This window comes from Actinobaculum massiliense, from assembly GCF_001457435.1.
Taxonomy (GTDB): domain Bacteria; phylum Actinomycetota; class Actinomycetes; order Actinomycetales; family Actinomycetaceae; genus Actinobaculum; species Actinobaculum massiliense.
In genome coordinates this window covers 1-26,294 of record NZ_LN881714.1, presented here as the reverse complement: position 1 = coordinate 26,294, position 26,294 = coordinate 1, and the positions used below count along the sequence as shown (strand labels likewise).

Below are 26,294 nucleotides of genomic sequence, written 5' to 3'. Positions count from 1 at the left end.
TGAGGGGGATCGGCATAACTAGGTGTGGAAGGGGGAGTTGGAGGAGTTGGGGATGAAGAAAGAAGGGAAAAGGATGAGGACTGTTTTTATTTGTTCGCCCTATCAAGGCGCCGAGGATAATGTCACGTATGCGAAGCGGGTGATGCGGGCCGCGTTGGAGGCGGGTTATGCGCCGTATGCGTCGCATTTGTTGTATCCGCAGGTATTCGATGATGGCACCCCGCAAGAACGCGCAATAGCCGCGCGGGCCGCGCTCAGCTTTATAGGTAAGTGTGACGAGTTGTGGGTGTGCGGGGGACGGCTGACGTCTGGGATGCGCCGCGAGCTGGCCTATGCGATACACGTTGCCGGTAGGTGTTCTCTTGGCCTGGCAGTACGGTTTGTTCACCTGGATTCTGAAGGTGGTCTTGTCATTGATGACTTTGAGGGGCGCGACATTACAGGGGAAATGAGGAAAGTGTAATGAGCGAGCTAACGGATAACGAGCTAATTGCCGAGGCTCAGGAAAGGGTTTACCAAATCCAAGAGGACCAGAACGTCCAGATACTGACCGAGTTCGGCTGGTATTCCGAAGGCTATCTAGACGGTTACAAGCGTGGCCGCCAAACAAACGAGTAAGGAAAGAAAATGAGCGAGATTGATCCTGGCGCGTATCTTGTCCGCGGCCGCTACATACGGTTAGCGGAAAAGCCCGCGCTTGTCCACCCCGGTAACCCTATTTGTGGCGCTTGCCGAGCCGAAACTGAGTGGGATGAATGCTGGCAGTGCCCTTGTTGCGGGACCCGGTGGTCCGACGACACGTTAGAAGCAGAACCGGACGCCGCGACCCTGGCCACCGAATACTACGTCTCCACGGATTTCGAGGACGTGCCGGCTCTCAGCCTCGAGCAGGCCGAAGAGCTCCAATGGTATCTCCCACCAGACTACGACCTAGGCCGAATCGGCTCATGGGGCAGGCAGGCTCCTGAGGTTCTCGCACGCGCCGTCGCCAACATCCTCGAAGAAACCGAATAAACACACAAGAGGGAGCTTCCTACTAACTTCCCACCAGGAGGAAGCAAAGTGGGAAGCCCCCTTAGCGTAGAAAGAAACACAGCCTTATGGGCATCGTCCAATGGTTGGCTATCACCGCGCTCGCGGTGTTCCTCCTCATCGTCGTCATTATTCTCATCGCTTGCCTCCTCGCCGCCCTACGCGGGGCCTGGCAGGCGACACGAAAGCCGACTGTGCTTGAACAGGAAGTTCATGACCGCGCCACCCGCGCCCGCACCCACCTCGATATGGAAACTCTCTACTCCAGCAAGGACACCGAGAAATGAAACCCACCTATATTTTCACCCCCGTAGCCGACCGGCTCGATACGGCCGAAGAATACACCGGCCAAGCCGCCTACCACGGAGCCACCCTCGATCCTCTCGCCCTGTCCACCTACCTCGCCGGCCCCCACAACCACCGCCCCTCCTTTAACGTCTTCGTCGACGGCATACCACGCCCCCAAGGCTCCATGAAAAACATCGGAAAAGGCCGCCTCATCCACCCCCAACAACTCACCCAATGGAGAAACCACGTCGCCCACACCGCCACCTCCGCCGCCCTCGCAGCAGGCTTCCCCCTCAACTACGACGCCCCCGTCACCATCACCACCCGCTTCTACCTCCCCCAACCCACACGGCCCCGCTTCAACCACCCCGCCACCAAACCCGACCTCGACAAACTCACCCGCGCCATCGGCGACGCCCTCAGCCTCCCCAACCCCGCCGTCCTCAAAGACGACTCCCGAATCCTCGAATGGATCACCAGCAAGGAATACAACCCCCGCCCAGGCGCCTCCATCACCATCACCGCCCTCCCCACCACCACCCAAACCCCCACACTCCACACCACCATCACCCGCCAAGGAGAAACCAATTGACACCCAACCCCCACCCAACCCAAAACCCCACCCGGAAGGGCCCCGCGCTCGCGGCCGCTGCCGACCAGTTAGCGGATTTGGCGGTGTGGAGGGCGGAGCTTGGCGCGCGGGTAGAAGGCCTGCTTGGCCTATCGGGTGGAACGCTCGAGCTGGCGCCTGTCTCTCACCCGGGTGCCTCGCCTGTGGAAGACGCACTCATTCGGGTTGAGGGGGAGCGGGAAGTATTGGCCCGTCTAGAAGAGCTCGCATCCGAGTGGGCCTGGCGCGGCGAAGACTTAGATGGGTGTCCGTGTAGGTTTATGGCTGCACGTCTTGCTTGGGCCGCCCGCCATTTCCCTCTCGAGCGTCCACTCCAGACCATCGAGACCGCGTGGAACACGGTCGCCCGGCCCCCGGCCCAGAAGGTCAACAGGGTTTGTCCTGCCCACCCGCAAACCATGACCCTTCTCCACGCCGCACCGGGCGGCTACTATTGCCCCGAGTGCGACCTGGTGCGCTCGGAGGAAGAAACCCGCGGGCTGGCCTACCTGCGCATCCTTTCCGCCAACCCCGCCCTACCCGTCGCCTTGGCCGCAGAACTCACCGGCACCCCGGCTGCCACCATCCGCAAATGGATCAGCCGCGGCCATGTCACCTGCACCGACGGCCGCGTCTGCCTCAAAGATATCGATACTGCACGCCACCGCGCCCGGCCCGGCCTTCACCGCACCGAGGCTTCGGGTTGACAAATGTTTGCTGGAGTGTCACACTGGGGGTGGGTGAAGTGTATCCGCGTAAGGTGCTTCGCCTTTTTTGTTGCCTGCGGGCGATGGGGCGGCTTGCCGTTACTACCTATAAGATCGGCGACCTAGCGCCCCCCGCATGCCCCACATACCTCCGGCCACTAGGCAGGGGTATGTGGCAGTCCGTCTGGCCGGTACCCCTCCTCCCGGCCCCGGGTAGGGGGGGCGGGCGGCACTCAACTAGAGACACAAGTAATCACTTTTAAGTGAATCGTTGCAGATCCCACCCCGTCCCTGTCCCTGCCCGCCCCGGTGCGTGCCGGGGTGGGGGGCGAGTAAGGGGAGGGGCAGGCGGGGAGGGAGGTAGGAGAGGTGAAGCGTTGCCCGGCCCCCCGTTGCCCACACCTGATCCCCCCTACCCATAGGTACTGTCTTCACCACGCACGCGAATACGAAACCAAACGCGGCACGCGAACCCAGCGCGGCTACGGCCAGGCCCACGTACGCCTCCGGGGTGCCTACGCCCACCGGCTAGACAACGGCGAGATCATCGCGTGCGCCCGCTGCGGGCGCCCTATCACAGCCAAAGACGAATGGGCGCTCGATCACGACGACAATGATCGCTCTCGCTATCTGGGCATTTCTCACAAATCCTGCAACGACAGCGCAGGAGGAACAAACGCCCACAAACACAACTAAACAATATCAAACAAAATCAGAACGCTAGCCACCTAACACAGATACCCCAGGGGGGGTACCCCGACATCAAAGACCATCAGGACCGGCGGGGAGGGCAAAAAATAGCGCGACGGGTTCACACGTTTCCAAAATTTCTAACCACTAATTACGTTAACACCATGGAGGAGGTAGCCGAATGCCACGAGGAGGAGCACGCAACCGGTCAGGGCCCCAGCCCGACCCCACCTCAGCTAGAACCGAACGACGCGGACTGACCTTCACCCCACTCCCACCCGAAGGAAGAAAAGGAAAAACCCCACCATTCCCCATTCCCGCCCTCAAAGACCCCCAAACCCGCCGCGTCACCCCACTCGCCGCACGCGAAAAAGCAATCTGGCGGGCCCTATGGAAAACCCCGCAAGCAACCGTGTGGGAAAACGAACCCTGGCGGTGGCGCATCATCGCCGAAATGTGCCGAGTAGAAGCATCCGTCGAACTCGCCCACGAACCCTCAGCCGCGCTCATCGGCCAACTCCACCGCTACCGCGACCAAATAGGCCTCACCCCCGCAGGAATGAGAGAAAACGGCTGGCAAATAGCCCAACCCGCAGCGCCAGAAAAGAAACAACCCCGCACCACCCGCACAAGCGCAGCTGAAAGATTCCAGGTGATAGAAGGAGGCTAGGAGTGAAAACCCTTGGCTTCCTCGCCGCCGACTGGATAGAAGCCCACTGCGTCGTCGCCGACGGCTGGTCCATGGGCGCCCCCTTCATCCACGACGGCTGGCAACTCCAAAACACCGCCGCCTTCTATCAAATAAAACCCACCGCCACCTTCAACCCCCACCGGCCCGCCGGAGCCCCCGCCTTCACCTACCGGCGCGGCCTCGTCGTCGGACCCCAAAAAGCCGGCAAATCCCCCTGGGGTGCCTCCATCATCTGCTTCGAAGCCGTCGGCCCATGCATCTTCGCCGGATGGGCCACCCAAGGCGACGAATACCACTGCTCCGACCACGGATGCCCCTGCGGATGGATCTACGAATACACCCCCGGCGAACCCATGGGAATCCCACGCCCCATGTCCAACATCCAACTCCTCGCCACCGCCGAAGAACAAACCGACAACGTCTACCGTCCCCTCCAAGAAATGATCCGCCGCGGCCCCCTCGCCGAGCAAATGAAAGTCCGCGAAGGATTCATCCGCCTCCCCAACAACGGACGCATCGACCCCATCACCTCCGCCCCCAACTCAAAACTCGGAAGCCCCATCCACTTCGCACTCGCGGACGAATCCGGTATCTATACGGGCAAGCTACGCAAAGTCTGGGACACCATGCGACGCGGCCTAGCCGGAATGGGAGGACGCGGCCTAGAAATCACCAACCCGTGGGACCCCATGGACGATAGCGCAGCAGAAGCAACCTATACGTCCAAATCAAAAGACATATGGCGCTGGTATCGCCGCCCACCCGCCGACCTGGACTGGACAAAAAAGAAAGACCGCAGAAAAATCCTCGAATACGTCTACGAAGGCTCACCGTGGGTCGACCTGGACGCGGTGGGCGCGGAAATGGAAGAACTCATGGAAACCGACCCGACCTCGGCACGCCGCTTCTTCCTCAACCAACTCGTCCAAGGACTGGGCTCCTATATGCCCGACCATGTATGGGACGCAGGAGAAACCACCAGGCAGATAAACCCGGGAGAGAAGATAGCCCTCGGGTTTGACGGGTCGCGCTCCGACGACTGGTCAGCCCTGCGAGCTGAAACCCTCGACGGATACCGCTTCACACCCACCTACGGACCCGACTCGCGGCCCACCTATTGGAACCCGAAAGAATGGCCAGATGGGCGCATCCCACGCGGGGAAGTGGACGCGGCCATCCAAGAACTCTTCGCCCACTACGACGTCGCCCGGTTCTATATCGACCCGCGACATTGGGAAACCCAAGCCGACACGTGGGCCGGAATGTATGGCGAAGACCGGGTCGTCCAATGGCCCACCAACCAAGTACGACGCATGTTCGAAGCCCTCTCCCGGTTCCTCGAAGACTCCTACGAAGGAATCACCACCCACGACGCGGACCCCACCGCTCGTGAACATGCCCTCCACGCCAGGAAAGTTGCTAAACCCGGCGACCAATACATTCTCGGCAAACCAGCCGAGCATATGAAAATTGACATCCTCATGGCCGACATCCTCGCCCACGAAGCCGCCTCGGACATGCGCGCACTCGGATGGGGACAGGCAACCGATACGCGCGTCTTCGCCTGGTAGGCCCGGGCCGCGATTAAGGAGAACCCGTCGTGTTGAACGATAAAGACGCCATCGCCCTCGCGAAAACGCTCACCTCCACTATGACCAGCCTTTATAGGGACGACGCCTCCCACCTCGCCTACTATGAGGGCACCTCACGCCTGGAAGAACTCGGTATCGCTATCCCACCAGGCTTGCGCGGTATGGAACCGGTGATTGCCTGGCCATCGGTCGTGGTCGAAGCAATCACCGAACGCTCAGAAGTGCGTGCCCTTCTCGATCGTGGATCCGACCGTGCCTCCCACAGCGCGGCAACGCTTTTCGAACGCAACTCTATGGATTCTCAAACCACCATGTTCACGCGTGACAAGCTCATCTACGGGCGTGCCTTCTTCCTGGTCGGGGCGAACGAAGAAGACCCCTCCCTGCCCGTCGTCACCGTCGAGTCACCCCGCGAAATGGCCGTGCGTATCGACCCACGCAAACGCATGATCGACTGCGCACTAAAAATATGGCGCACGCCCACCCCCCGCGCCCCGCAAGGAGAAATCACCGGAGCGACCCTCTACACCCCGGAGTGTACCTGGGTGTTGGGCAAGCCTGAAGCGGACCAGTGGGAAGTAGCAGGACGTAACCGGCACGAACTGGGACGCGTACCAGTCATTATGGCCCTCAACCGGCAAATAACCGGCAGGTGGAAAGGCACCTCCGAACTAACCGGGATCATCCCCATCACCGACATGGCCGTCCGTGCCCTCACAGGCCTGCAATATGGCCTAGAAACCGTCAACATTCCCCGAAAATTCGTGGTCGGTGCTCAACCAAAAGACTTCGTTGCCGCCGATGGGAAGACCCGGCTCACCCAGTGGGAATCCTACATGTCAAGCGTGTGGGCGTTGGCGAACAAGGACGCGAAAGTAGGACAGCTACCCGGGGCAGATTTGGGGAACTATCACGAAACACTGGCGATGTATGGGCGCCTGGCTGCCTCTGTTACGGGTTTCCCCTCTTCGTATTTCGGTATTTTTTCCTCGAACCCGGCAGCCGAAGGAGCCATACGAGCCGAAGAAGCCCGACTGGTGAAAACCGTTGAACGGTCAAACGCTGAAACAGGTAAAGCCCTCTCGTGGGTGATCGATACGGCAACGCGTATCACGAGCGGGCAGTGGCCGGCAGGTAACTCTGTGCGAGTCGAATGGCAAGACCCTGGCACCCCAACGTTTGCTCAACGCGCTGATGCTTTACAAAAACTCGCGGGCGGTAAACCCGTGCTCTCACGTGAAGGCGTATGGGACCTGCTGGGCTGGTCCGAGGCCCGCAAGCAACGCGAACGCGACTACCTAGAAGCAGAAGAAACAGATCCGCTGCTTGGCGGAGTAGCGGAGAAGAATTATGGCGTTGATACAGAACCTGCCGCAAGGGGCGATAGCCCACTATAAAAAAATGCTTGGCTTGCAAGAAACCGCGATCCGCGTTGCCCGCCACTATTGGGCGCGCATCAACCCGGACTATATTAGCCAAACATGGGATGAAGCAGGAAAAGGCCTCACGAGCTACCTCTTCGTCCTGCAACGCGAAGCGGCTATCGCCGGGGCCGGCTACACGGCCACAACGCTTGCCGAACAAGGCGAGTATGTTCTACCGGTAGGGTTTGTAAACGTTGACGCGTTTAGCGGGTGGGCGCCAGAGGGAAACCTGCTCAGCCAAGCAATCGCAAGCCCTATCCCACGCGTCCTCGAAGCAATAAAAAACGGGAAAGATACCCGCCAAGCCCTCTCCGAAGGCGGGGCATATCTTGACCGGCTCGCCCGCCAAGTCGTTGTCGATACGGCACGTTCGGCAGCATCCATCGATATCGTCGCCCGCCCAAGCGTGGGATACGTGCGCATGCTCAACCCTCCCTCGTGTGCCAGATGTGTTATACTAGCCGGGCGGCGCTATGCGTTCAATGATGGGTTTCTCCGCCACCCCGGGTGTGACTGTGTCCACGTGCCAGCAACCGTCAAACAACTCGACGGGGCCATCTCCGAAGGACTCGTGGTCGACCCTTACGAGTATTTCAACTCGCTCGGTCACGAGGCACAAAACCGGCTGTTGGGTCGCTACTCGGCTCAAGCCGTACGCGAGGGCGCAGACATTTTCCAGGTCATCAACGCCAGGCGCGGGGTCCAAAAAGGAGGAATGTATACCAGCGAGGGACGCACCAGGCGCGGGCACGGCTCGAGGTTCTTATCCCGTGGCCAGCGGCGTATGACCCCGGAAGGGATCTACCGGCAAGCCAAACAATGGGACTTGTCCCGCGAACAAGTCCTCAGCCTTCTCGTCGAACACGGCTATATACACGAAGGCGGGCAAAACCCGCTCGGATCTCTACACGGGCAACGTTTCGGATACGGACAATTAGGCCATGGCGGTAAAACAGCCGGGGCCCGCAAAGCCGTAGAAGAAGCCCTACGCACAGGAGTGCGAGACCCGAACAATATTTATACGATGACGGCCGCCGAACGTCGCCTATTCGAAGCAGAAAGGAACTGGAAAGAAGCCCAAGCCGGATTGAACCCCTATACGGTGCGAGCAGTTGAACGCCGCCAACGCCTCGCCGGACGCAACATCCGCTACACCACTCCCGACTACCAGCTCACGGCCTCAGACATGGTCCGGGCAGAAGCCGAATACCGGGCAGCCCTGGAAACCCTCGGCCACAAAATAACCGTTGATGGGCGCACTCTCTACGGGGAACAAGCCCGCCACTACCGCTTACTGCGAGCCAAAGGAACAACCACAGCAGTCCTAAGCGGCCGCAAAAAATCTCAAGCCCGCCATGGCGGGAAAGGCACGGCGTCTAAACGTAAAGGAAAAAACCCGCACCCGCTTACCGGGGGTGCGGGTGGGGGTAAGAAACCTCCAACCGGTGCACCTTTGCTTAACGGCGAGCTTCCTTTTGACCCACACGATGAATGGTTGATCGAGAAAATCTGTTACGGGATCCCCGGCACAACCGTTGGCGGGCATCTCTACGGTCAAACACCGAAAGGTAAAAAGAGTGGTAACGGCGAGTTCCCGAAAGAGTGGACAAAGGAAACCGTCGAAGCGGCCCTTGTCGATACCCTCAAACACGGAGTCGCTAGCGTAGGAGACAGAGGTGCTGTTGAAATCGTGCATAGCTATAAAGGTGTGGAGTTGAGGCTTTCGTACAATATGATGGCTCCCGATCCTGCAAAGACGGTGAAATTCTACCCAGAACGTGGCCACGGCGTATCTGAGGTAACCTGGAAACGCGGTAAGGTGCACAGAAAACCTGTACGTTAGGAACAAGCCATGGCTTTATATGGGTACTATGAAGGTAAGTTTGATTGGTTACCCCCGTCCACGCGTGCCCTCGTTGACTACCTGTGGGAAAGAGTCTCCGAACCCTATAAACAAAAAATCGTCAACTCAATGTACGAGGATTTGTACGATGTCATTGTTACCGCGTTAGAGTTTGTCGCTAGCCCGCAGGGACTAAAGATTCCTTATGAGATTTTCATCGGGGCGGAGAAGGAGGCAAAGGAAGAATCCCCTGACGATCCTTGGCAAATGGTACTCGATGCATACAAGAAAGATTGGTTCCCAGATAAAGCGTAGGTAGACCCAGATCCTAACCGCGACGTGAAGCGCCTACGTGAACGGTATCGGTCTACCCAGAACGTGGCGAAGGCGTATCGAAGGTTCACTGGAAAGGCGGTAAAATGCATAGGAAACCTGCCCGTTAGGAGCTTAGTGTGGAAACCGACGAAGATGACGACCCGTTCTATTACCTCCCTCCGGCCACGCGCGCACTCATTGACTATATATGGGAGAGGGTGTCCGAGCCGTATAAGCAAAAGCTTATCGAAACTGAATACGAGGAGACTCTATATAACGTTATTGTTACCGCGTTAGAGTTTGTCGCTAGCCCGCAGGGACTAAAGATTCCTTATGAGATTTTCATCGGGGCAGAGAACGAAGCAAAGGAAGAATCTCCTGACGATCCTTGGCAAATGGTACTCGATGCATACAAGAAAGATTGGTTCCCAGATAAAGCGTAGGTAGACCCAGATCCTAACCGCGACGTGAACGGTATCGTTCTACCCAGAACGTGGTGAAGGCGTAGCGAAGGTTCACTGGAAGCGCGGTAAAACGCAGAGAAAACCTGCCCGTTAGGAGCTACTGTGGATATGTACGAGGATGACGAGGACCCATTTGTGGGGATACCGCCGGCAACGCGTGCCCTCGTGGATTACTTATGGGAAAGAGTCCCGGAACACCGTAAAAGAGATCTGATTACTTCCGTGTATGAGGATCTTTATAACGTTGTTTTGAATGTCTGTTTCGTGGCTGAGCCTGAAGGAATAGAGGTTCCCTACGAAATATTTGCTGGAGCGGAGAAAGAAGCACAGGAAGAATCCCCTAACGATCCGTGGCAGATATCGCTTGACCTGTACAGGGAAAAACATTACCCCGACAAGGTCTCAGCATAATACCGGCACATAACTCAATAACGTATAAGGGCGTCGTCTGACGCCCTTATCTCGTTAAACCCTATATTTTAGTTGTCCCGCATGGCGCGATGCCAGGCGGGTTTTATTATCCCCAGCGATTGGAGAACCACCCATGTCAGACAGCACCGCCCCAACCAACCAAACACCCCAGAGCGATTCAACGGAAAACCTAGGCGAAGGCGGGGTAAAAGCCTTGCAAGCCGAGCGCGAAGCCCGCAAACAAGCCCAAACCCAAGCGAAACAGGCAACCGAGCAACTAGCCGCCCTCACGGCCCAGTTCGAGGAAGCAAAAACCGAGTGGGAAAAAACCCAAACGCAAACCCAAACCCAACTAGCGGACCTCAACCGAGACAAAACCCGCTGGCAGGTTGCGTTCGAGAAAAACCTTCCCGCCGACCTTATCGACTTCCTCACCGGCAACAACATGGAAGAAATGAGTGAACAAGCCGACCGGCTCACCACCCACCTCTCCCACACAACCACACCTGAACCGCTACGACCTGACATGACACAAGGAGCAGGCAACACAAGCCCCAACCTAACCCCCTTACAAGCATTCACAAACAAACTCGAAGCACTCGAGAACCACAAACACTAGAAAGGAAACTAGCTCATGGCTGGCAAAGACGTATTCAGAGGAACACAAGGCGTCATCCTCGACAAAGTCGTCTCCGACGAAATCTGGGCCAAAACCCTCAAAGACTCCGCAATCATGCAAGCATCACGCAAAATCACACTCCCCGGAGCCGGCATCTCCGTCCAAACCATCACCGGAGACGTAGAAGCCGACTGGGTACCCGAAACCGAAGAAAAACCCGTCGCCCGCCCCACCTTCTCCGCAAAAGACATGACCCCCTACAAACTCGCGGTCATCGTCCCCTTCTCCAACGAATTCCGCCGCGACAAAGCCGCCCTCTACGCCGAATGCGCACGCCGACTGCCCAACGCGCTCGCGGTTGCGTTCGATAAGACGGTGATGGGAGTCAAAAGTAAGCCGGGGGATAATTTCGACCAGCTCTCTGATGCGCAAAAGCTCGTGGTCGATGGCAAGGATACGTATAAGAAGATGGTGAAGGTGTTCACCACGATCGCGGGTAATGACGCGAACGTTTCTGCGTGGCTTGCCACTCCCGAGTTGCAGGCCGTGCTCATGGAAGCAACCGACGCCTCTGGGCGGCCGTTGTTTGTCCCTGACGTGTTGGGCACGGGCGAGATTGGCCGGTTCCTGGGTCGACCGATTATTGCGTTGCCGCGTAGCGCGGCAGGTGTTATCGGGTTGGCGGGCGATTTCGCTAACGCGGCCTCTTACGGGACGGTCGAGGATATTTCCCTCGATATGGCCACCGAAGCGACGCTGACGGACACGGATGGTAAACCGCTCAATTTGTGGCAGCGCAACATGTTCGCGTTGCGTGCCGAGGTAGAGATCGGGTTCAGGGTTCGCGATACTGCGTCCTTCGTGCAGATCACAAGCGCGGCCTCTACCGGATCAACAAGCCGATAAACGCTAGACGAAAGAAAGGATGGTGGGGGCCGTGACGGTTGCGAATATTGCGACGGTGGCTGACCGGTTAGGACGGCCAATTAGTGACGCGGGAGAAATCGCGCAGGTCAACGCGTGGCTCCGGGACGTGACGGCCCTCATCACTTCCCGTATCCCTGACTACGAGACGCTCTTAGCCCAAGGCGCGATCCGCACGGACGTGGCGGGAATGGTCGAAGCGAACGCGGTGATCCGTAAGCTGCGTAACCCGGATGGGAAACAATCCGAACAGATTGATGACTATTCTTACCGGCTCAACCGGGACTTTTCGCGGGGCGAGATTTTCTTGACCGATCAGGAATGGGAGTTGCTTACCCCGTTTGAAGAACGCCAACAAGGAGCCTTCTCGATACGCACCCACCCACTAAGGCCAGCGGCTGGGCAGTGGATTGATTCGACGACGTGGGTGCCAGCACCATGAGTATTAAAACTGTTGTGGAAGCGGGCCGGCGTGCGGCTGAGGCACGCATGACTGATACGTGCATTGTGACCCGGCGGGTCTATAACCGGGCAGAGAAAAAATCGGAAGACATTATCGTCTACGAGGGCAAATTTCGTGTGCGTACAACAAACACGAACGCGGCGATGATGCCCGATGCGGGAGGGAAAACCGCGATGCAACAAAATATCGCACATTTCCCGTGGTCGACGGTGCTTATTAAGGGCGACCAGATCAAAGTGACATCGGGAGACCCGCAACTAGCCCGCACCGTCCTCACGGTGAGGGGTGCTTCCCCTGGATCGCAAAACTCGGCGGCCCGCTACCAGGTAGAAAGCGTGATGTGAATGGCTGGGTATACCGACACCTCTGAGTTAGATGCACTGGTGAAAGATCTTAGAAGAGCCCCCAGGGGAGCGATCCGTCAGATGCGCCAGTGCGTGAGAAAAGGCGCGATCAACATTAAACGTGACGCCCGACAAACAATTAAAGGGCTCATGTCCGGCAAATCCGCCATTCGCTACTATCCCACCTCTATCACCTACGATTTTATTGCTACGGGTAAAAAGATATACGCGGAAATCGGCCCTGAAACAGGAAAACAAGGATCTCTTGGCCATCTGCTCGAGTTCGGGACCGCGACCTCGCCCGCTATGCCCCACCTGATTCCCGCGTTCGAAAAAGAATATAAGGAATTCGTGACTCATATGAGCAAGGTCGCCAAACCCTGGTAGGAGAAAAATATGGGTCAAAGCATTGACGAGATCATGATGGGCCTTATCCTCGAAGCTGTACCTGAAGGGATCGACGTCTACGACGGTATCCCCAATGTCCGTCTAGAGGACCGCACCCAAACCCACATTATCGTCAACCTCTCCGCGCCCCTCGCCTCGTCGGTAACACTCGGTGGGCAAGGCGAAACTCAAACCATTACCGCCCAAATTCGAACAATAGTTCGAACCGGTGGGGACTTTGATACGTGGGATGCCTACCGGCAAGCCAGACGCATATCCCGCCACATCCGCGACTACCTCACCACCCGCAAAATCACGCCCACCGGGTCACGCATCGCCCACACCCTCGAACGGGCCCTCGAACCCGTCCAAGCAATGGCCTCCCATGAAGCGGCCGTTGAAATATCCCAATACGAAGCGCACACATAAAGAAGGAGAAGACCGTGGACTATGTACAAGTGTGGCGTAAATCAACAGGAGAACGACTCGAACCCCTCCCACCCGATACCATCCGCCTCAACCCAGACCTCACCACCACCCCTCCCCAAACCGAACAAGTCCACGCCTGCTGCGGCGGAGGACTAATCACACGCCCCTGTCCCGAATACAAGGGAAGGGCAAACACAAAAACCGGCACCACGCCACAACCCAAAAAGGAGACAAACAAATGAGTTCCAAACTCGTCAACTCAGACATCCTGCGACTCGTCGCCGTCGTCGGAGGCCTCAAGGACATCACCAAACCCACTGTTGACGAACTCGAAAACGGCGTCGACTTCACCTGCGCCGTCGTCACCGGATACACACTCGGAATGAACGCATCCGAAACCGTCCAAGGCAAACAAACCCTCTGCGAAAAAGCCGCCTCCACCCGACGAGGAGCCGCCAACTATGCAGGCGAATTCACCCTCGTACGCGAAGGCGACAAAGACGCAACCGAAACCGAATCCGCCTACCTACGCGCCGCATCCATCTTCAAAGACCCCGACATCAAAGTCGACATCGTCCGACGAGGCGGAGTCCCCGAAGACCCCAAATCCGCACTACCCTACACAGAAAAATTTAAAGCCGACCAAACGGTAGAGGTATACCAATTCACAACCGACTACCCACAAAACCGGCCCGACCAAAACGGTGAAGACGCGGCCTACAACGTCGTGCTCCTACCCACCGGCAAATTCGCACACCGCGCCAAAGTCCTAGCCAACTAACCCACCCAACACACGAGGGCTACCCGAACCCGGGTAGCCCTCGCCAACCCCACCAACAAAGGAAACAAAATGCCAGACCCCAAAACCTTCAACCTCGCCGCCTTCATCGCCGGAGCCACCGAAGAAACCCGCTACATCGACATCTGCCAAGACCGCAAACTCCTCGCAAAAATCGACCACCTGCGAAAAACCGTCCAAGAAAAAATCGACACAGGCACCCTCAACCAAACCATGGCAGGCGACCCCGACGAACGAGAACTACGCAAACTCATCAACCAAGCCAAAAACACCTGGCTCACCGTCGAAATAACCGCCCCCAACCAAGACAAATACCGCGAAACCGTCACCGACTTCTGCAAAGCCAACGACCTCGACCCCGAAAAAGTCCTCAACGGACAAGGCATCCCCAACGAACACTTCACCAACTACGCAGCCTTCATGCTCTCCCACTACATGACCCACCCCAACCTTCCCAACCCCACAGACGTCACAAAATTCCTTACCGCTATCGGCACCATCCAAACCACCCACCTCATCCAAGAATTCGAAACAGCCGTCGCCACCTCACTCGCCTCCCTCGGACCCGACGCCCCTTTCTGGCGCATACCCTCGCCCAACCACGATGGACCGGAATCGTAACCCAACTCCAAGCCGCCGCCAAATGGCACATCCGCCCCACCGAATTCCTCGCAACCTACCACCCCGGCCCCCACTGGAACCACACCGACCGCACCCTCGCCGCCGCCCTCATCCTCTACGAAGCCAGCATCTGCACCGGCTGCGGAACATCCCGCTTCCGCACCACCCAAAAAGACATCACCGGACACCTAACCGTCAAAACCGGATGGTGCGAAGGATGCTACCAACTCGACAAACACCACCGACACAACCCCCACCAAAGCGGACACACCCCCTACATCCACGACGACGGCGAATAAAAGAAAGACACCCACCATGACAGACCGCTCAGTAGTAGTACGACTCGGCGCAAACATCACCCACTTCGTCCGCGCCATGAACGAAGCCGCAAAAGCCGCCGAAAACACCACCAAAACCACCACCAAAGCCTGGAAAAACATCGGCACAGCCACCAAAACCACCGCAAAAATCGCCGGAAACGCCCTCAACACCATCACCGCAGTCGGCACCGCACTCGCGGTGACCACGATGAAAGCGGGGATTGATTACAACGCGTTGCAACAGAACACGCGTAGCGCGCTTGAAACGTTGCTCGGCTCGGCTCAGGCGGCTGAGGCACAAATGCAACGGATGGATAAATTCGCGTCCACCTCCCCGTTTGGTAAGGATGCGTTGCTCAAGGCTCAGCAACAGTTGATCGGTTTCGGGGTTGAAGCGGAAAAGGTTATCCCGATTCTGGGGGCTGTGCAGGACGCGACGGTTGCGACCGGTGGTAGTTCTCAGCAGATGAGCGAAATTGTTTATGTTCTCGCGCAGATCAGTTCGGCAGGGAAGGTGACAGCAACTGATCTGATGCAGCTCGGCCAGCGAGGAGTGAACGCTGCCGAATTGGTTGGCTCCCAGATGGGGAAGACGGGCGCACAAGTGCGCCAAATGATTACCGACGGGAAAATCTCTGCTGACGACTTCGTCAACTATCTGACGAAAGGGATGCAGCAAGCATATGGGGGAGCGGCCGCGGGGTTAAAGAAACAGCTTGCCGGTGCACTTGACCGGGTCAAAGCGGCTCGTCGTGACATAGGTGCCATGCTCGCTGAACCCCTTGTCGACCCGAAAGGTGGCGGTGCGCTTGTCGAGTGGGCTAACCAGGTTGCTGATGTGCTACGTGCGATCGGTGCGAAGGTTAAAGCGTTCTCACCTGAGATGAAAAAGGCGTTCACCGAGTGGTCGGCGCCTGTATCCGAGGCGCTTAAGAATCTTCGTGCCAATATTGAAGCGATCGGTGTCGAAGATATTTCCAGTGCGTTTAAAACTGTTGCGCAATATAAAGCACCTATTGCGGGAGTTGCCGCCTCCCTTTCGGCGATGGCAACCCAGTCTGGGCCACTTGCCGCACTCGGCCTATCAATAAACCCCGTTGTTGCAGGCCTAGGCGCCATGGCTCTTGCCTCCGATCCGGTTCGCAACGCATTTGCGAACGTCCTCGAAAGCTCCGAACCACTCAAACGCTCCCTCTCCCAGCTCGTGCTTACAGGAATGGAGCTTATCAACCGGGTACTGAGCGCAGCCGCGCCAGGATTACAGTCAATGAGCGAAGCAGCAGTGAAAGTAGCGACAGCCTTTAGCCAAATGCTGGTCGCGCTATCCCCACTCGTAGAAGTCATCCTAGTACCGCTCGTGCGTCTAGTATCCGCCCTAGCCGGGGCACTCTCTGGTCTTTCTGGCCCGGCGCTCGCGGCTGGGATGGTGATGCTTGCCTTGAAAGGTCATATGGGTGGGCTCGTAAAAGTGTCGAGACACGTAACTGATGCGATGTTGTCGGTGGCCACAACATTCCGAGACGCATACGACAGCGGATTGAAGTTTTGGGGTGCCGCAAAGCTGACTATGTCTACAGGAATTAGTAAGGGCATGGGAAAAATTGCGGGAGCGGCGAAGAGTGCCGGGGCGGCACTCCTTGGCGCATTCGGCGGTCCCATGGGATTGACAATTAGTGGCGGTATCGCGATCGCTACGGCCGCGATTTCCTCGTATGCGGCAAAACAGGCCGAGCTACGCCAAAAAACTGAGGAACTCAAAGTCGCATTCTCGAACAGCTCCGGTGCCGTCGATGCCCAAGTTGAATCCCTCGTACGCAACCAGATCGGGGTAGACGATTTGACTCAAGCGTCACGTCTCCTGGGAGTGACGCAAAACGAATTGGTACGTGCAATCGCAGAAGGTGGGCCTAAAGCCGACGCATACATCAAACAGCTCAATGCGACGAAGGGTGCTACCGAGGGCGCCACGAACGCGAACCTGGAGGCCGCGTTGGCCATGGATGGGATGACACCTGCTCAGCAAAAGCAGATCAAAGCCACCCTCGTTCAGGCCAATACATATTCGGACCTCGCCGGGCGGTTGCAAGAAATCAAGAACCGGACAAACGAAGCACAAGAAGCAATCCCTCCGGAAGAAAAAGCACGCCGGTCCGCCGCCCAAGCCGCACGCGAACAAGCCGCTGCTATCGAAGCCGCTAATAATGCCCGAGAAAAGGAAGCACGGTCCGCCCGTGCACGCATTGACGCGGTATATGCAGAGGCAGACGCAATGGAAAAAGCTAAGGAACTGTTCGCGTCCGGATCGGCTATCGCGTTCGATTCGAGTGGCACTGTCGACATTCTCGGGTCCAACCGTAACCAGCTCACGGTCCTTCAAGACATCGCTAAAGCACAAGAGCAAAACCTCAACGTCATGCGCGAGCAGAAAAAATCGCAAGCAGAAATCAACGCTCAAATCGGTGAATATAACGCTAAATGGCAGGCCATGGCCGACACCTACGGTTGGAGCGCACAACAGCTTGAGCAAATCAAGAAGACGGTTGGGTATATCGGCGAAATGGAATCCCCAGTCATCAAGATTGACGCGGACGCGTCGAACGCTGTCGACCAAGTCCACCAGTTCTTGTCTTTCGTCAAGGAAAACAAGGACGGCCAAATAACAATCAACGCCAACGACGACCCGGCGATGGAAGCGCTCGCGGTGGCTCTCAACGCGGTACGACAGGCGGACGGGACATTCACGATTAACGCGAATGATGACCCGGCAATGGCGGAACTCCTCGCCTACACGTCCGAGGTGAACATGTCGGACGGGACGGTGAAGCTCCTCGCCAACTCGGATAACGCGGACAAGAAGCTCACCGACGTTATTTCGGACATTAATTCGTCGGAAGGAATCCTCGCGATCCTTGGCAACAAGGACCCGACGACGGTGACGCTTGGCGAGGTTGTCGCGGAGATTAACGCCCGCAGGGACGCGATGCTCCAAATCCAAGGAGATAACAAGCACGCGTTGGCCGCGGTGAACGCGGTCGTCCAGTACGCGAGGAATAACCCGGCAACCCAGATCCTCGACATTTTCACGAATAAGCACGAGACGACATTCACGCGCAAAGTGAATCTGGACGGGAACGACATCCCCGTGGCGAGCAAAAACAAGCGCACGTACTGGACGGGCGGTTACACGGGCCCAGGCAACATGTACCACCCGGCAGGCATCGTCCACGCCGGCGAATACGTGGTACCCAAACGCGTCGTCGACCGAACAGGCCCACGCTACTGGGACGAACTCGTCGCCTCAATGCCCGGATATGCCAGTGGAGGGTTCGTTTCCCAAATCGCGTCCACCCCGCCACCACCCCAACCTCTCATCGCCCTCGACTTCCCATCAACCTTCACCCTTGTTGGTGGCGAAATCAGCGGAACAATCGGAGTAGACGGGCGCCTGGTAGATGGCCGTATCAGCGGAGCGTTGCAGGCACGTGATCGTGCGCGCCGTTTAGCTCAACGTTAAAAAGGAGTAGATCATGAATAGTGGCCCAGTATCAGTCATGATGTCCGGTAAAAACGTGGTGATTGTGGTGGACGCTGATGAGGTTCCCGCGGGCGTGGAATATCGGGTTCGCGAACACGGAACAAATAGATTCGTTGCAGGTTCTCACGGAATTGGGGGCCGCGAATGGGTGGGTTTAGACCCGCTCGCGTATGGGCAGACTTCCTACGAGTTGGTTTATCCTGGCGCGGCAGGGGCCATGCTCACCGGGCAGGCCGATATTCCCGCAACGGCGACACATGAGTTTAGGGACGTCCGCAGGAAGACCACAGCCGCTTTTCGTTGGGCTACCCCGCACGCCGTGGACAGTAAAAGCGGCGTAACCCTAGTATGGCCGGCCGGATCAAAATACCCGGTCGCAAGATCGCAGGTCGCACCCGTAGGAGCGTTTACGGTCAACGCCTACACGAAAGGCAAGGCGACCGCGGCGCTCGCGGCGCTTGTGGAGCGCGGGGAACCCCTCGTTCTCGAGCACTCGAGGAAAGTCTGCCAGGTCCCGGACTGCAATATCCCGCCGGTACAACTCGTATACGTAACAGCGTTTCCTTGCGAGCGTACTGAGCGTATCGAGGTCCAGGAAACTGCGTGGAAGCTTGAATGCGTCCCGGCTGACCCGGACTGCCTCACGGGCGGGGTAAACCCTGACGGGTCGCAAAACGGCATCCCGCCTGTCACGTGGGGGGATGTGGCACACATGGGGACGTGGGAAGACGTTTCTCAAAATCGGGACTCGTGGGGCGCTGTTGTGAAAGGGGTATAGGCAATGGTTGATCCTCGCAAAAATCTTAAAGTCACCGCCTGCCTAAAAGTCTCTAGGGATGGCGGGCCAATAGTCGAAATAACCCCCGTCTCGGGGACGGTTACGGCGAAAGCCCTCCAAAACGGCCTAGGCGACTATGTCCTAGACGTGGACGTGCCGCGCATGTGGCAGGGCAAGGATCTGCTACCTAGGCGGGTTGGGGATTTGCTTTCTTGTGTGGGTACGCGTGCCCAGCTAGTCCATGAAATCAGTCAAGGCGGGGACACAGAAACGTATTCGTCGCCTTTGTTTCGTTTGGATTCTTGGGAGGATGGCGGCGACGCCGTGCGTCTTTCCGGGCGCGGCGCAACCGCTTGTATAAGCGAGCATAAGCTCGCGGCCCCGATCCAGATGGCTCCGTCTGCGTCTTGCCTGATGGGTATCCGGGCAGTGTTCGCCCCGGACGGGATTGTCCCCGATAGCGAGCGGGGGATCGGCGCGGACCGGGTGCCTTTCGAGTGGATGGTAGGTGTCGATCGCGGGAAAGCCCTCGAAGACGTATTGTCAGCCGGGCGGATGGTGGTGCGGGAGACCGAATACGGCGTGATCGTACGCGCCGCGCCGGTGCTTGCCGGAGTCGACGACCTGACACTGGTTGACGGGGAGGCCGGGACGGTTGTGTCCGCTCCCTCGAAATTTGAGCGTTCTAAACGTCCTAACCATATTGTCGTTCGCGGGAACAGCGAGCGGGACGGGGAATTCAGCGCGGAAGCGGTTGAGAAATATGGTGACTACCAACCTGCCGTGTACGGGTGGGTGACCGAGGAAGTATCCGGCGATGCGGTTGCCGGGCCTACGCAGGCGCTGCTTGTTGCTCAGGCTGAGCTAGAAAAAAGAGCTCGCTATAGCGAGACGGTCCAGGTTGAGTGCGTGACCGACTGGAGAATAAAGCTGGATCAAACCGTGTCCGTCACGCGGGGCGGTGTGACGCGGCGGGGGATTGTGACCGGCGTCGAAATGCCTATAAGCGGTATTGGCACGATGAAACTAGAAATTGGAGTCGGATAGTGAGTGTTCTAGCGTCCTATGAAGATACGCCGTCTGGTCCGGGCAGTCGCCCGATACGCCAGGCGGTTTTCATTTCCGTAGTGAAAGATAACGACGCCCGCGCGGAAATCACCTACGCAGGAAAAACCCTCACTGTTCCAGTAGTCCCCGGGCGGTATGTTCCCGGCGGCCTGGTTTTTGTGCAGGTAGACGATTCCGGGCGTCCGCGGCTAGTCACCGGCGCGGCGGGCGATAAACCCGTTGGGTTCGACGAAGACCAAGCCAAGGGGTTGAATCCGGTCATGCCGAAGTCGCAGTTGGCTCACGGCGGCCTAGTCCCGGAGGACCTCACCGAGGAGGAAAAGCGCCTGCTGGCTGAGTTTCCGAAGAAGCTGGCTGAGAATAACGAAAGGCTTGATGCGGCGGAGGCGTCGTCTAAGAAGGTTGCGGAGGAAGCCGCGATTAAATTCCACGATTTGGATAAAAGGCTTGGTGCGACGTCGACGACGGCCCGCGAAGCAGTAGAAAAAGCCGTCGCGGCGGAAACCACAGCGGGCGAGGCGAAGAGCCAAGCGGAGTCGCTCACCCGGAGCGTTGAGGTCGCGGCTGATAATGCTGGGAAGGCTAAGACGCAGGCGGAGTCCGCGCAGGTTCTTGCGGATGTGGCAGCGGCGGACGTCGTGAAAGCACAACAGGCCGCGACCGTAGCGCTCGCGAAGGCTAAAGACGCGGATGGTAAGGCGCAGGGCGCGGTGGCGGAAGCGGCGCGTTGTGAAGAGCGTATCCAGGACTTGACTGCGAAAGCTGAGGAAGCGCAGAAGAAGGCGACGGCGGCCCGCGAAAAGGCAGATAAGGCGGAAACCGCGTTGCTGGGTTTCCGTGCAGAGCTGGATAAAGTAAAGGGTACGCAGACTGCCGGGTCGGGCATGGTCACGTTGGCCTACCGTGATCCAGGTGCTAGCGATATGAGTGGCCGCCCGGAGGGGGCCCTCTGGTATGTCTGGGAGAACGGCACCGCTAAAAGGCTTTTCCAGCGGAAAGGCAACGACTGGGAACAAATAAAAATGGGCCCCGAGTTTATCGGTGCCAACGCTATTACTTCGGCGCATATTGGTTATGGGGCGATCGGTAGGGCTGAGATAGCGGATGGGGCGATCACGAACGCGAAAATAGGCAACGCCAGCATTAGCTATGCGAAGCTCGATTCGAGCGTCGCAAACCAGTTGTGGGTGAATGACCTGTCCGCGAAAGTGGCGTCCGCGCAACGGGTTATTGTTGCACCCGGCAACCTGGTACCTAACGGGCAAGGCTACAAAAACGAGAACCTGTCGAGCTCGTGGCGGTGGCAGTCCAGCCCGCGCCCGGACGGGACCGGGACGGGCGGTTCCTGGCGGGCATCATCCACCAGCACCGTGTTTATAGGTAATAGTGATTCGTCGCGTATCCCTGTTGTGGGTGGCGAGTCGTATGTGTGGTCGTGGCGGGCTTACGCGTCGCCGGGGAGGAACTATAAGACCGCGTATAGGTGGCGAGACGCTGCGGGTAAAGATATCGGCTATTACTATGTCGGTTCGACCCGCTACGCCTCAACGTCGTGGACGTACGAGAGCGAGGTGCTGACCGCTCCGTCGACCGCGGCAACCCTCGAACTCGTGTGGCTCAACATTTCTGGGTATGGGCTCACTCTTGCGGATATCACGGTGAAAGCTCAAGCTGGAGCGATTGATATTCGCGACGGCGTGGTGACGGCTCCGAAGCTTCAAGCGGGGTCGATTGGTACCCGGGAGCTCACGGCGAATGAGATCCGCGGCAAAACTTTCGTCGGGTCTACTTACTATGCGGCTGACACGTCGAGCACGTGGAACAACGTGAAGATTGATTCGACGGGTGTGCACGTGTATCAGGGCGGAAAAGAAATGGTACGCCTATCTTCAGACACGGGGACAGGCCTTTCCGTTCGCTCGCCGGTGTCTGATGAAATGCTCCCGCTCGCGTCCTACGTTTTCGGCTCAAAAACGTTTATTGAAGGCGCACCTGTATGGCCATCCGATAGCGGCCAGTGGCATTTCTATGACTTCCCCGGGAGCTATCAGGCAGTGGCTCGAAACAACATGATTTCTTTCGGAACTCTCATCTCAAACGACACGTATCACGTCATGGGTACTCCGTATTTCACGGATCAGCAGACGGGCGAACGGTTTGAAGTGGGCAAACCGCACCGAGTCGGGATTGTGCCAATAACGTTTTCGCAGCCCCGGGCTCTCGAGCCAGGGCACACCTATACGGTGGGGACGCAGTACCGCATTATTGGCCGGAATCCGTATCCGCAGGCACCGGGCAACCCGGCGGTTTCGCCGCGAATCGTTGAAATTAGACCAATCGAATAAAAAGGAGAAGCCACGATGTCAAAACTCGACGTGCTGAAGCGGGTTATTCCGGAGTATATGGACGGAGCTAGCGCGCCAACCGCATTCACCAACTTCAGTTCTAGCTTGCACGCCTATATCCCCGTAGCCACCATATCCGAGGCTGAAACGGTCGCCGCCGCCGCGCCGCCGAATGTGTTTCCACTGTTTTTCGCAGTCACGTCCGAGGAGCGGTTTTATACGAAGTTCCGCAAAGACGGGTCGCTTGTGTGGACGGGCGGCCGGTCCGAAATCTGGGATTCTGATATCTATCAGGACCATATTCCCCGCGGGCAATGGCAAAACTTCGGGCTACGCACACCAAAACAGGGGCGGCTTTCGGGGAAGTTCCAGCTATCCGCCGATAACGTCACGCTCACCTTGCCGTCGTCCGGTGTTTGGCTCATGCAACTCAACGTGTGGCTAAACACGACGATTACGAACGACGCCGCCGCCAGAACCCTCATAGAAATCAGGGTGAACAACGAGCCGTTAGCCTATCGAGCGGTAGCTAGGGGCGAGGACGTCATTACCGTTACTCACGTGAAATATCAGGACGCGGGAGCGAAAATCTCAGCCTGGGCTTTCCAAAACTGGGCCGACAATATCCCGTTGCGGGCGGGCAATATTTCGTTGATTAACGTTGGGACGGTATAAATGAATTTTCTAGATATCGTGTTAGACGCGGCCTTTCTCGGGTCCCTTCTTCTGTTTATGGGCACGGTGGCCACCGCGTGGCTGAAAAGACGAAGCGAAAAAGAAACCTCCCGGTTGGCTGAAAAAACACAAGTACAACAAGCCCGTATCGATGACCAGAAACTCGAGGTGGAGCAGCAGAAGGCCACAACCGAGGGACTGAATTCGGCTGTGGCGTCGTTGCAGGATGCGGTCGCAGCGTTGCGTGAAACCGTGGCCGCCCAGCAGGAACGAATACGGTTTTTAGCCGCTCAGCAGGCGGCCGAGCAGGAAGCAAGGAAAAAACAGGCGGAGATGATTGCCGCGCTCACGGTCGATCGGGATGGTCTGGTGGATTATGCGCATGTGTTGCGGAAGCATATTAATGCGGAGCTACCGCCTCCGCCTCCGCCGTGGCCGAATAACCACAAAAAACAGCAAGCCCCGCATGGGGCTTGAACTATTTAAAAGGAGGAGGCACTTCCCATTGGTGGACGTTGATGAGTGGCTTGCTTTGCTGAAAACCCAGACTGGTAAGCCATATGTTTTTGGTTCTAAAGGCCCTCGAGCATTTGACTGCTCAGGCCTTATCTATTGGACGCTCAAAGAGTGCGGTGTCCGGTTTGGTATGGGGTCCTGGCAGCAGGCACACGACATGGAAGAGATCCCGGTAGAGGACGCATATAAAACCCCGGGCGCGCTCTTGTACTACCCGAAAGAAGCATCCACATCCGGCGTGGCACATATTGCGGTGTCGCTAGGGGACGGAAAAACGATCGAGGCACGCAACCCGAAACTAGGGGTTGGTTCGTGGAGCGTGCTTGGGCGTGGGTGGACAAAAGCCGGACTCGTGCCTGGTGTCGAATATGAGAGAACGGAGGAAAGAACTGTGACGATGTGTAACCCTGCCACCGGGCGGGTGTCGAGCGAATATGGGTGGCGTGGCCGGATTTCGTGGCGTATTGGGCGCATGCTCCACGCCGGTATTGATATTGCTAACGCGACGGGCACGCCGGTGTATGCGGCGTTCGCTGGAACGGTAGAAAAAGCCGGCTGGAACATCGTCTCGGGGCGTACCGGGCAAGGCATTCTCGTACGTAACCCGGACGGCGAAAGACAGTACTATGGGCATCTTTCGCGTGTTCTTGTGCGTCCTGGCCAAAACGTAGCTATGGGCGGCCAGATCGGTCTCATGGGTGCAACCGGGAACGTGACCGGACCCCATTTGCATTTCGAGTGTTGGAATAAACGCGGGATTGCGCAAAACCCGCGCGCCTGGTTCAACGTACACGGAGTCACGCCCGGCAAAGCCAACATGGCACCGCGAACGGTTGCCGAAGCGCCACGCGGGAAACGCTATTACACGCGCGCGGTAGACGGCCAGTTCGGGAAACACACGGTGATCGCCCTGCAAACGGTGCTGCAGGAAAAAGGCTACTACCCGGCAAATAAGTATGTGATTGACGGGAATTTTGGGCCATCCACAGTAAGCGCTTGGCAACGGTGGCTTCTCGACCGCGGATGCTACACACAAGCCGTGGACGGCGTCGTACGCGTCGTCGACGGCGCATGGGGTGCCGCGTCCGTGAAGGGCTTGCAGGTTTATTTGCGTCAGCGTGGCTATTACGGCCGTGAATATGTGGTGGACGGGGATTTTGGGCCGGCCACGGTTCGGGGCGTCCAATGCTGGCTCCGCGGATACTAAAACGAAACCGAAAGGAAAAGCTCTATGTCGAAGCATTCATATGACGTCGCCGCATCGACGCCCACCCAAGTCGCACACCCGGCGCGGGCCACAATCCGCACAGCCGTACAGGTCCTTATCGCGCTCGCGGCCCTCGCCCCCGTCGTCATCGCTACGATCGGCGTGGATGAGACGCTCCCGATTTTCGCAGGAATCCTGGCCGCATCCGCCGCGATCACCAGGGTTGCCGCCCTCCCACAAGTAGAGGCTTTCCTAGCCCGGTTTATACCGTGGCTAGCCACCGGCGTCCACACCGAAGAAGCCCCAACAAACCTAGGAGAGGATGGTGAGGTAGATGGCGGAAACTAACCAACCCGTCGAACCAGAAACCACCCCAACACCTGCAGAGCCCGAATACACCCCTCCGGCTGGGCAAACCGAATTTCTCAAATCCTTACCCAACAAACTGGCCGGGTTGGATAAGCGCGGCCTGGAAGAAGCACGAGCACTACTACTAGGCGAGGATGCACGTAGGGAAGCCATAGAAAAGCAGGAAAACGCTAGGAAGCAGCTGGAGCAGGTGGACCAAGCCAACCAAGCAGGGAAAAACACGCCAGTCGACAAACTACCCCTCTACGCTCCCGGAGCCGTCTACGCAAAAGGAGCACGAGTCATCTACATGGGCAAACCCTACACGTCCCAGGTGGACGCTAACGTTTGGGCCCCGGACTCTCTAGGCAATGGCGGCGGGCAACTCTGGCTAGCCGACGCAGAGACTGCCACCAGCCCGGACACGGGCAAGAAATACCCACGCTGGCAGGCGGGGATATACGCCACGGCGAACCAGATCTACGAATGCGACGGCAAACTATATAAGGTCCGGCTCGCACACTGGACCATGGACGCCTGGAAACCCGGCCTGCCCGGACTCGACGCAATCTGGACACCCTACACAGAAAACAAATAGCTACTCTAAACACATATTTAAACTTCTTTAGAGTAAACCTAGGCCCCTCCGCCAACAGCCGCGCGCTCAACGGTGGAGGGGCCTATTTTCTCATGCCCGCACTCGCGGTGTGATTAACCGCAAACTGGGATGGCTGTAGTAATGGCTGTAGTTGGCGGGGATGGGTCGATTCGCGACCGGTTAAGTGGCGGATTTGCGGGGTTTAACATGCCGGCTGTTTGGTTGAGCGATTCACTCGTAATGAATAGGTC

The 26,294-nt window shown here is 57.8% G+C and carries 29 protein-coding genes; all 29 read left to right on the top strand.

Annotated features, from left to right (window positions below):
• Positions 1-52: 52 nt before the first annotated feature.
• The 29 genes from BN2664_RS00145 (at position 53) to BN2664_RS00005 (ending at position 26,043) form a co-directional block, all read left to right on the top strand.
• Positions 53-463, top strand: a complete 411-nt coding sequence (locus BN2664_RS00145) for a DUF7768 domain-containing protein (protein WP_156407875.1) — start codon at positions 53-55, stop codon at positions 461-463.
• Positions 463-618 (top strand): hypothetical protein, encoded by a 156-nt coding sequence (locus BN2664_RS09090; protein ID WP_156407874.1) that lies wholly within the window; start codon positions 463-465, stop codon positions 616-618. Before BN2664_RS00145 ends, BN2664_RS09090 begins: the two co-directional genes overlap by 1 nt.
• Before the next feature lie 9 nt (positions 619-627).
• The gene (locus tag BN2664_RS00140; protein ID WP_058120564.1) at positions 628-1,014 is read left to right on the top strand and encodes a hypothetical protein; all 387 of its coding nucleotides are present in this window, start codon (positions 628-630) and stop codon (positions 1,012-1,014) included.
• A gap of 86 nt (positions 1,015-1,100) precedes the next feature.
• The gene (locus BN2664_RS00135; RefSeq protein WP_058120563.1) at positions 1,101-1,319 is read left to right on the top strand and encodes a hypothetical protein; all 219 of its coding nucleotides are present in this window, start codon (positions 1,101-1,103) and stop codon (positions 1,317-1,319) included.
• Positions 1,316-1,912 (top strand): RusA family crossover junction endodeoxyribonuclease, encoded by a 597-nt coding sequence (locus BN2664_RS00130; RefSeq protein WP_058120562.1) that lies wholly within the window; start codon positions 1,316-1,318, stop codon positions 1,910-1,912. Before BN2664_RS00135 ends, BN2664_RS00130 begins: the two co-directional genes overlap by 4 nt.
• Complete coding sequence (locus BN2664_RS00125) at positions 1,909-2,637, top strand: hypothetical protein (protein WP_058120561.1); 729 nt, start codon at positions 1,909-1,911, stop codon at positions 2,635-2,637. Before BN2664_RS00130 ends, BN2664_RS00125 begins: the two co-directional genes overlap by 4 nt.
• Before the next feature lie 1,362 nt (positions 2,638-3,999).
• Entirely contained in the window at positions 4,000-5,589 is a 1,590-nt protein-coding gene (locus BN2664_RS00115; protein ID WP_058120559.1) for a hypothetical protein, read from the top strand.
• Positions 5,590-5,618: 29 nt separating this feature from the next.
• On the top strand, positions 5,619-7,007 hold the full coding sequence (locus tag BN2664_RS00110; protein WP_058120558.1) for a phage portal protein: 1,389 nt from the start codon (positions 5,619-5,621) through the stop codon (positions 7,005-7,007).
• Positions 6,961-8,877 carry a hypothetical protein gene (locus BN2664_RS00105; RefSeq protein WP_058120557.1) on the top strand — a complete coding sequence of 639 codons (1,917 nt, stop codon included), beginning with the start codon at positions 6,961-6,963 and terminating at the stop codon, positions 8,875-8,877. Before BN2664_RS00110 ends, BN2664_RS00105 begins: the two co-directional genes overlap by 47 nt.
• Before the next feature lie 9 nt (positions 8,878-8,886).
• Positions 8,887-9,192, top strand: a complete 306-nt coding sequence (locus tag BN2664_RS00100) for a hypothetical protein (protein ID WP_058120556.1) — start codon at positions 8,887-8,889, stop codon at positions 9,190-9,192.
• 137 nt (positions 9,193-9,329) lie between these two features.
• The gene (locus tag BN2664_RS00095; RefSeq protein WP_058120555.1) at positions 9,330-9,635 is read left to right on the top strand and encodes a hypothetical protein; all 306 of its coding nucleotides are present in this window, start codon (positions 9,330-9,332) and stop codon (positions 9,633-9,635) included.
• A gap of 123 nt (positions 9,636-9,758) precedes the next feature.
• Positions 9,759-10,067, top strand: a complete 309-nt coding sequence (locus BN2664_RS00090; protein WP_058120554.1) for a hypothetical protein — start codon at positions 9,759-9,761, stop codon at positions 10,065-10,067.
• A 133-nt stretch (positions 10,068-10,200) separates the two neighbouring features.
• The gene (locus BN2664_RS00085) at positions 10,201-10,686 is read left to right on the top strand and encodes a hypothetical protein (protein ID WP_058120553.1); all 486 of its coding nucleotides are present in this window, start codon (positions 10,201-10,203) and stop codon (positions 10,684-10,686) included.
• A 15-nt stretch (positions 10,687-10,701) separates the two neighbouring features.
• Positions 10,702-11,592, top strand: a complete 891-nt coding sequence (locus BN2664_RS00080) for a phage major capsid protein (protein WP_058120552.1) — start codon at positions 10,702-10,704, stop codon at positions 11,590-11,592.
• Positions 11,593-11,623: 31 nt separating this feature from the next.
• Entirely contained in the window at positions 11,624-12,052 is a 429-nt protein-coding gene (locus BN2664_RS00075) for a Gp19/Gp15/Gp42 family protein (RefSeq protein WP_197408627.1), read from the top strand.
• Positions 12,049-12,417 (top strand): DUF6093 family protein, encoded by a 369-nt coding sequence (locus BN2664_RS00070; protein WP_058120550.1) that lies wholly within the window; start codon positions 12,049-12,051, stop codon positions 12,415-12,417. Before BN2664_RS00075 ends, BN2664_RS00070 begins: the two co-directional genes overlap by 4 nt.
• A complete protein-coding gene (locus tag BN2664_RS00065; RefSeq protein ID WP_058120549.1) occupies positions 12,418-12,804 on the top strand; it encodes an HK97 gp10 family phage protein in 387 nt (128 codons plus the stop codon). It abuts the gene before it with no gap.
• Positions 12,805-12,813: 9 nt separating this feature from the next.
• Positions 12,814-13,233 carry a hypothetical protein gene (locus BN2664_RS00060; RefSeq protein ID WP_058120548.1) on the top strand — a complete coding sequence of 140 codons (420 nt, stop codon included), beginning with the start codon at positions 12,814-12,816 and terminating at the stop codon, positions 13,231-13,233.
• A 238-nt stretch (positions 13,234-13,471) separates the two neighbouring features.
• Complete coding sequence (locus BN2664_RS00055; protein ID WP_058120547.1) at positions 13,472-14,014, top strand: phage tail tube protein; 543 nt, start codon at positions 13,472-13,474, stop codon at positions 14,012-14,014.
• A gap of 69 nt (positions 14,015-14,083) precedes the next feature.
• Positions 14,084-14,653 carry a hypothetical protein gene (locus BN2664_RS00050; RefSeq protein WP_058120546.1) on the top strand — a complete coding sequence of 190 codons (570 nt, stop codon included), beginning with the start codon at positions 14,084-14,086 and terminating at the stop codon, positions 14,651-14,653.
• A gap of 315 nt (positions 14,654-14,968) precedes the next feature.
• A complete protein-coding gene (locus tag BN2664_RS00045) occupies positions 14,969-18,487 on the top strand; it encodes a tape measure protein (protein ID WP_058120545.1) in 3,519 nt (1,172 codons plus the stop codon).
• A 13-nt stretch (positions 18,488-18,500) separates the two neighbouring features.
• On the top strand, positions 18,501-19,286 hold the full coding sequence (locus tag BN2664_RS00040; protein WP_156407873.1) for a hypothetical protein: 786 nt from the start codon (positions 18,501-18,503) through the stop codon (positions 19,284-19,286).
• A gap of 285 nt (positions 19,287-19,571) precedes the next feature.
• Entirely contained in the window at positions 19,572-20,333 is a 762-nt protein-coding gene (locus tag BN2664_RS00035; protein WP_156407872.1) for a hypothetical protein, read from the top strand.
• A complete protein-coding gene (locus BN2664_RS00030) occupies positions 20,333-22,699 on the top strand; it encodes a hypothetical protein (protein ID WP_058120542.1) in 2,367 nt (788 codons plus the stop codon). The genes BN2664_RS00035 and BN2664_RS00030 overlap by 1 nt, the downstream gene beginning before the upstream one ends.
• Before the next feature lie 15 nt (positions 22,700-22,714).
• Positions 22,715-23,374 carry a hypothetical protein gene (locus tag BN2664_RS00025; RefSeq protein WP_058120541.1) on the top strand — a complete coding sequence of 220 codons (660 nt, stop codon included), beginning with the start codon at positions 22,715-22,717 and terminating at the stop codon, positions 23,372-23,374.
• Entirely contained in the window at positions 23,375-23,851 is a 477-nt protein-coding gene (locus BN2664_RS09085; protein ID WP_058120540.1) for a hypothetical protein, read from the top strand.
• Positions 23,736-25,097 carry a peptidoglycan DD-metalloendopeptidase family protein gene (locus BN2664_RS08890; protein ID WP_082628254.1) on the top strand — a complete coding sequence of 454 codons (1,362 nt, stop codon included), beginning with the start codon at positions 23,736-23,738 and terminating at the stop codon, positions 25,095-25,097. The genes BN2664_RS09085 and BN2664_RS08890 overlap by 116 nt, the downstream gene beginning before the upstream one ends.
• A gap of 24 nt (positions 25,098-25,121) precedes the next feature.
• On the top strand, positions 25,122-25,445 hold the full coding sequence (locus tag BN2664_RS00010) for a hypothetical protein (protein WP_058120538.1): 324 nt from the start codon (positions 25,122-25,124) through the stop codon (positions 25,443-25,445).
• The gene (locus BN2664_RS00005) at positions 25,432-26,043 is read left to right on the top strand and encodes a hypothetical protein (protein ID WP_058120537.1); all 612 of its coding nucleotides are present in this window, start codon (positions 25,432-25,434) and stop codon (positions 26,041-26,043) included. The genes BN2664_RS00010 and BN2664_RS00005 overlap by 14 nt, the downstream gene beginning before the upstream one ends.
• Positions 26,044-26,294: the final 251 nt, after the last annotated feature.

Coding starts and splice junctions, on each gene's coding strand:
- BN2664_RS00145 (WP_156407875.1), top strand. CDS start 53: ATGAAGAAAGAAGGGAAAAGGATGAGGACTGTTTTTATTTGTTCGCCC.
- BN2664_RS09090 (WP_156407874.1), top strand. CDS start 463: ATGAGCGAGCTAACGGATAACGAGCTAATTGCCGAGGCTCAGGAAAGG.
- BN2664_RS00140 (WP_058120564.1), top strand. CDS start 628: ATGAGCGAGATTGATCCTGGCGCGTATCTTGTCCGCGGCCGCTACATA.
- BN2664_RS00135 (WP_058120563.1), top strand. CDS start 1,101: ATGGGCATCGTCCAATGGTTGGCTATCACCGCGCTCGCGGTGTTCCTC.
- BN2664_RS00130 (WP_058120562.1), top strand. CDS start 1,316: ATGAAACCCACCTATATTTTCACCCCCGTAGCCGACCGGCTCGATACG.
- BN2664_RS00105 (WP_058120557.1), top strand. CDS start 6,961: ATGGCGTTGATACAGAACCTGCCGCAAGGGGCGATAGCCCACTATAAA.
- BN2664_RS00100 (WP_058120556.1), top strand. CDS start 8,887: ATGGCTTTATATGGGTACTATGAAGGTAAGTTTGATTGGTTACCCCCG.
- BN2664_RS00085 (WP_058120553.1), top strand. CDS start 10,201: ATGTCAGACAGCACCGCCCCAACCAACCAAACACCCCAGAGCGATTCA.
- BN2664_RS00080 (WP_058120552.1), top strand. CDS start 10,702: ATGGCTGGCAAAGACGTATTCAGAGGAACACAAGGCGTCATCCTCGAC.
- BN2664_RS00070 (WP_058120550.1), top strand. CDS start 12,049: ATGAGTATTAAAACTGTTGTGGAAGCGGGCCGGCGTGCGGCTGAGGCA.
- BN2664_RS00065 (WP_058120549.1), top strand. CDS start 12,418: ATGGCTGGGTATACCGACACCTCTGAGTTAGATGCACTGGTGAAAGAT.
- BN2664_RS00060 (WP_058120548.1), top strand. CDS start 12,814: ATGGGTCAAAGCATTGACGAGATCATGATGGGCCTTATCCTCGAAGCT.
- BN2664_RS00055 (WP_058120547.1), top strand. CDS start 13,472: ATGAGTTCCAAACTCGTCAACTCAGACATCCTGCGACTCGTCGCCGTC.
- BN2664_RS00050 (WP_058120546.1), top strand. CDS start 14,084: ATGCCAGACCCCAAAACCTTCAACCTCGCCGCCTTCATCGCCGGAGCC.
- BN2664_RS00045 (WP_058120545.1), top strand. CDS start 14,969: ATGACAGACCGCTCAGTAGTAGTACGACTCGGCGCAAACATCACCCAC.
- BN2664_RS00040 (WP_156407873.1), top strand. CDS start 18,501: ATGAATAGTGGCCCAGTATCAGTCATGATGTCCGGTAAAAACGTGGTG.
- BN2664_RS00025 (WP_058120541.1), top strand. CDS start 22,715: ATGTCAAAACTCGACGTGCTGAAGCGGGTTATTCCGGAGTATATGGAC.
- BN2664_RS09085 (WP_058120540.1), top strand. CDS start 23,375: ATGAATTTTCTAGATATCGTGTTAGACGCGGCCTTTCTCGGGTCCCTT.
- BN2664_RS08890 (WP_082628254.1), top strand. CDS start 23,736: ATGGTCTGGTGGATTATGCGCATGTGTTGCGGAAGCATATTAATGCGG.
- BN2664_RS00010 (WP_058120538.1), top strand. CDS start 25,122: ATGTCGAAGCATTCATATGACGTCGCCGCATCGACGCCCACCCAAGTC.
- BN2664_RS00005 (WP_058120537.1), top strand. CDS start 25,432: ATGGCGGAAACTAACCAACCCGTCGAACCAGAAACCACCCCAACACCT.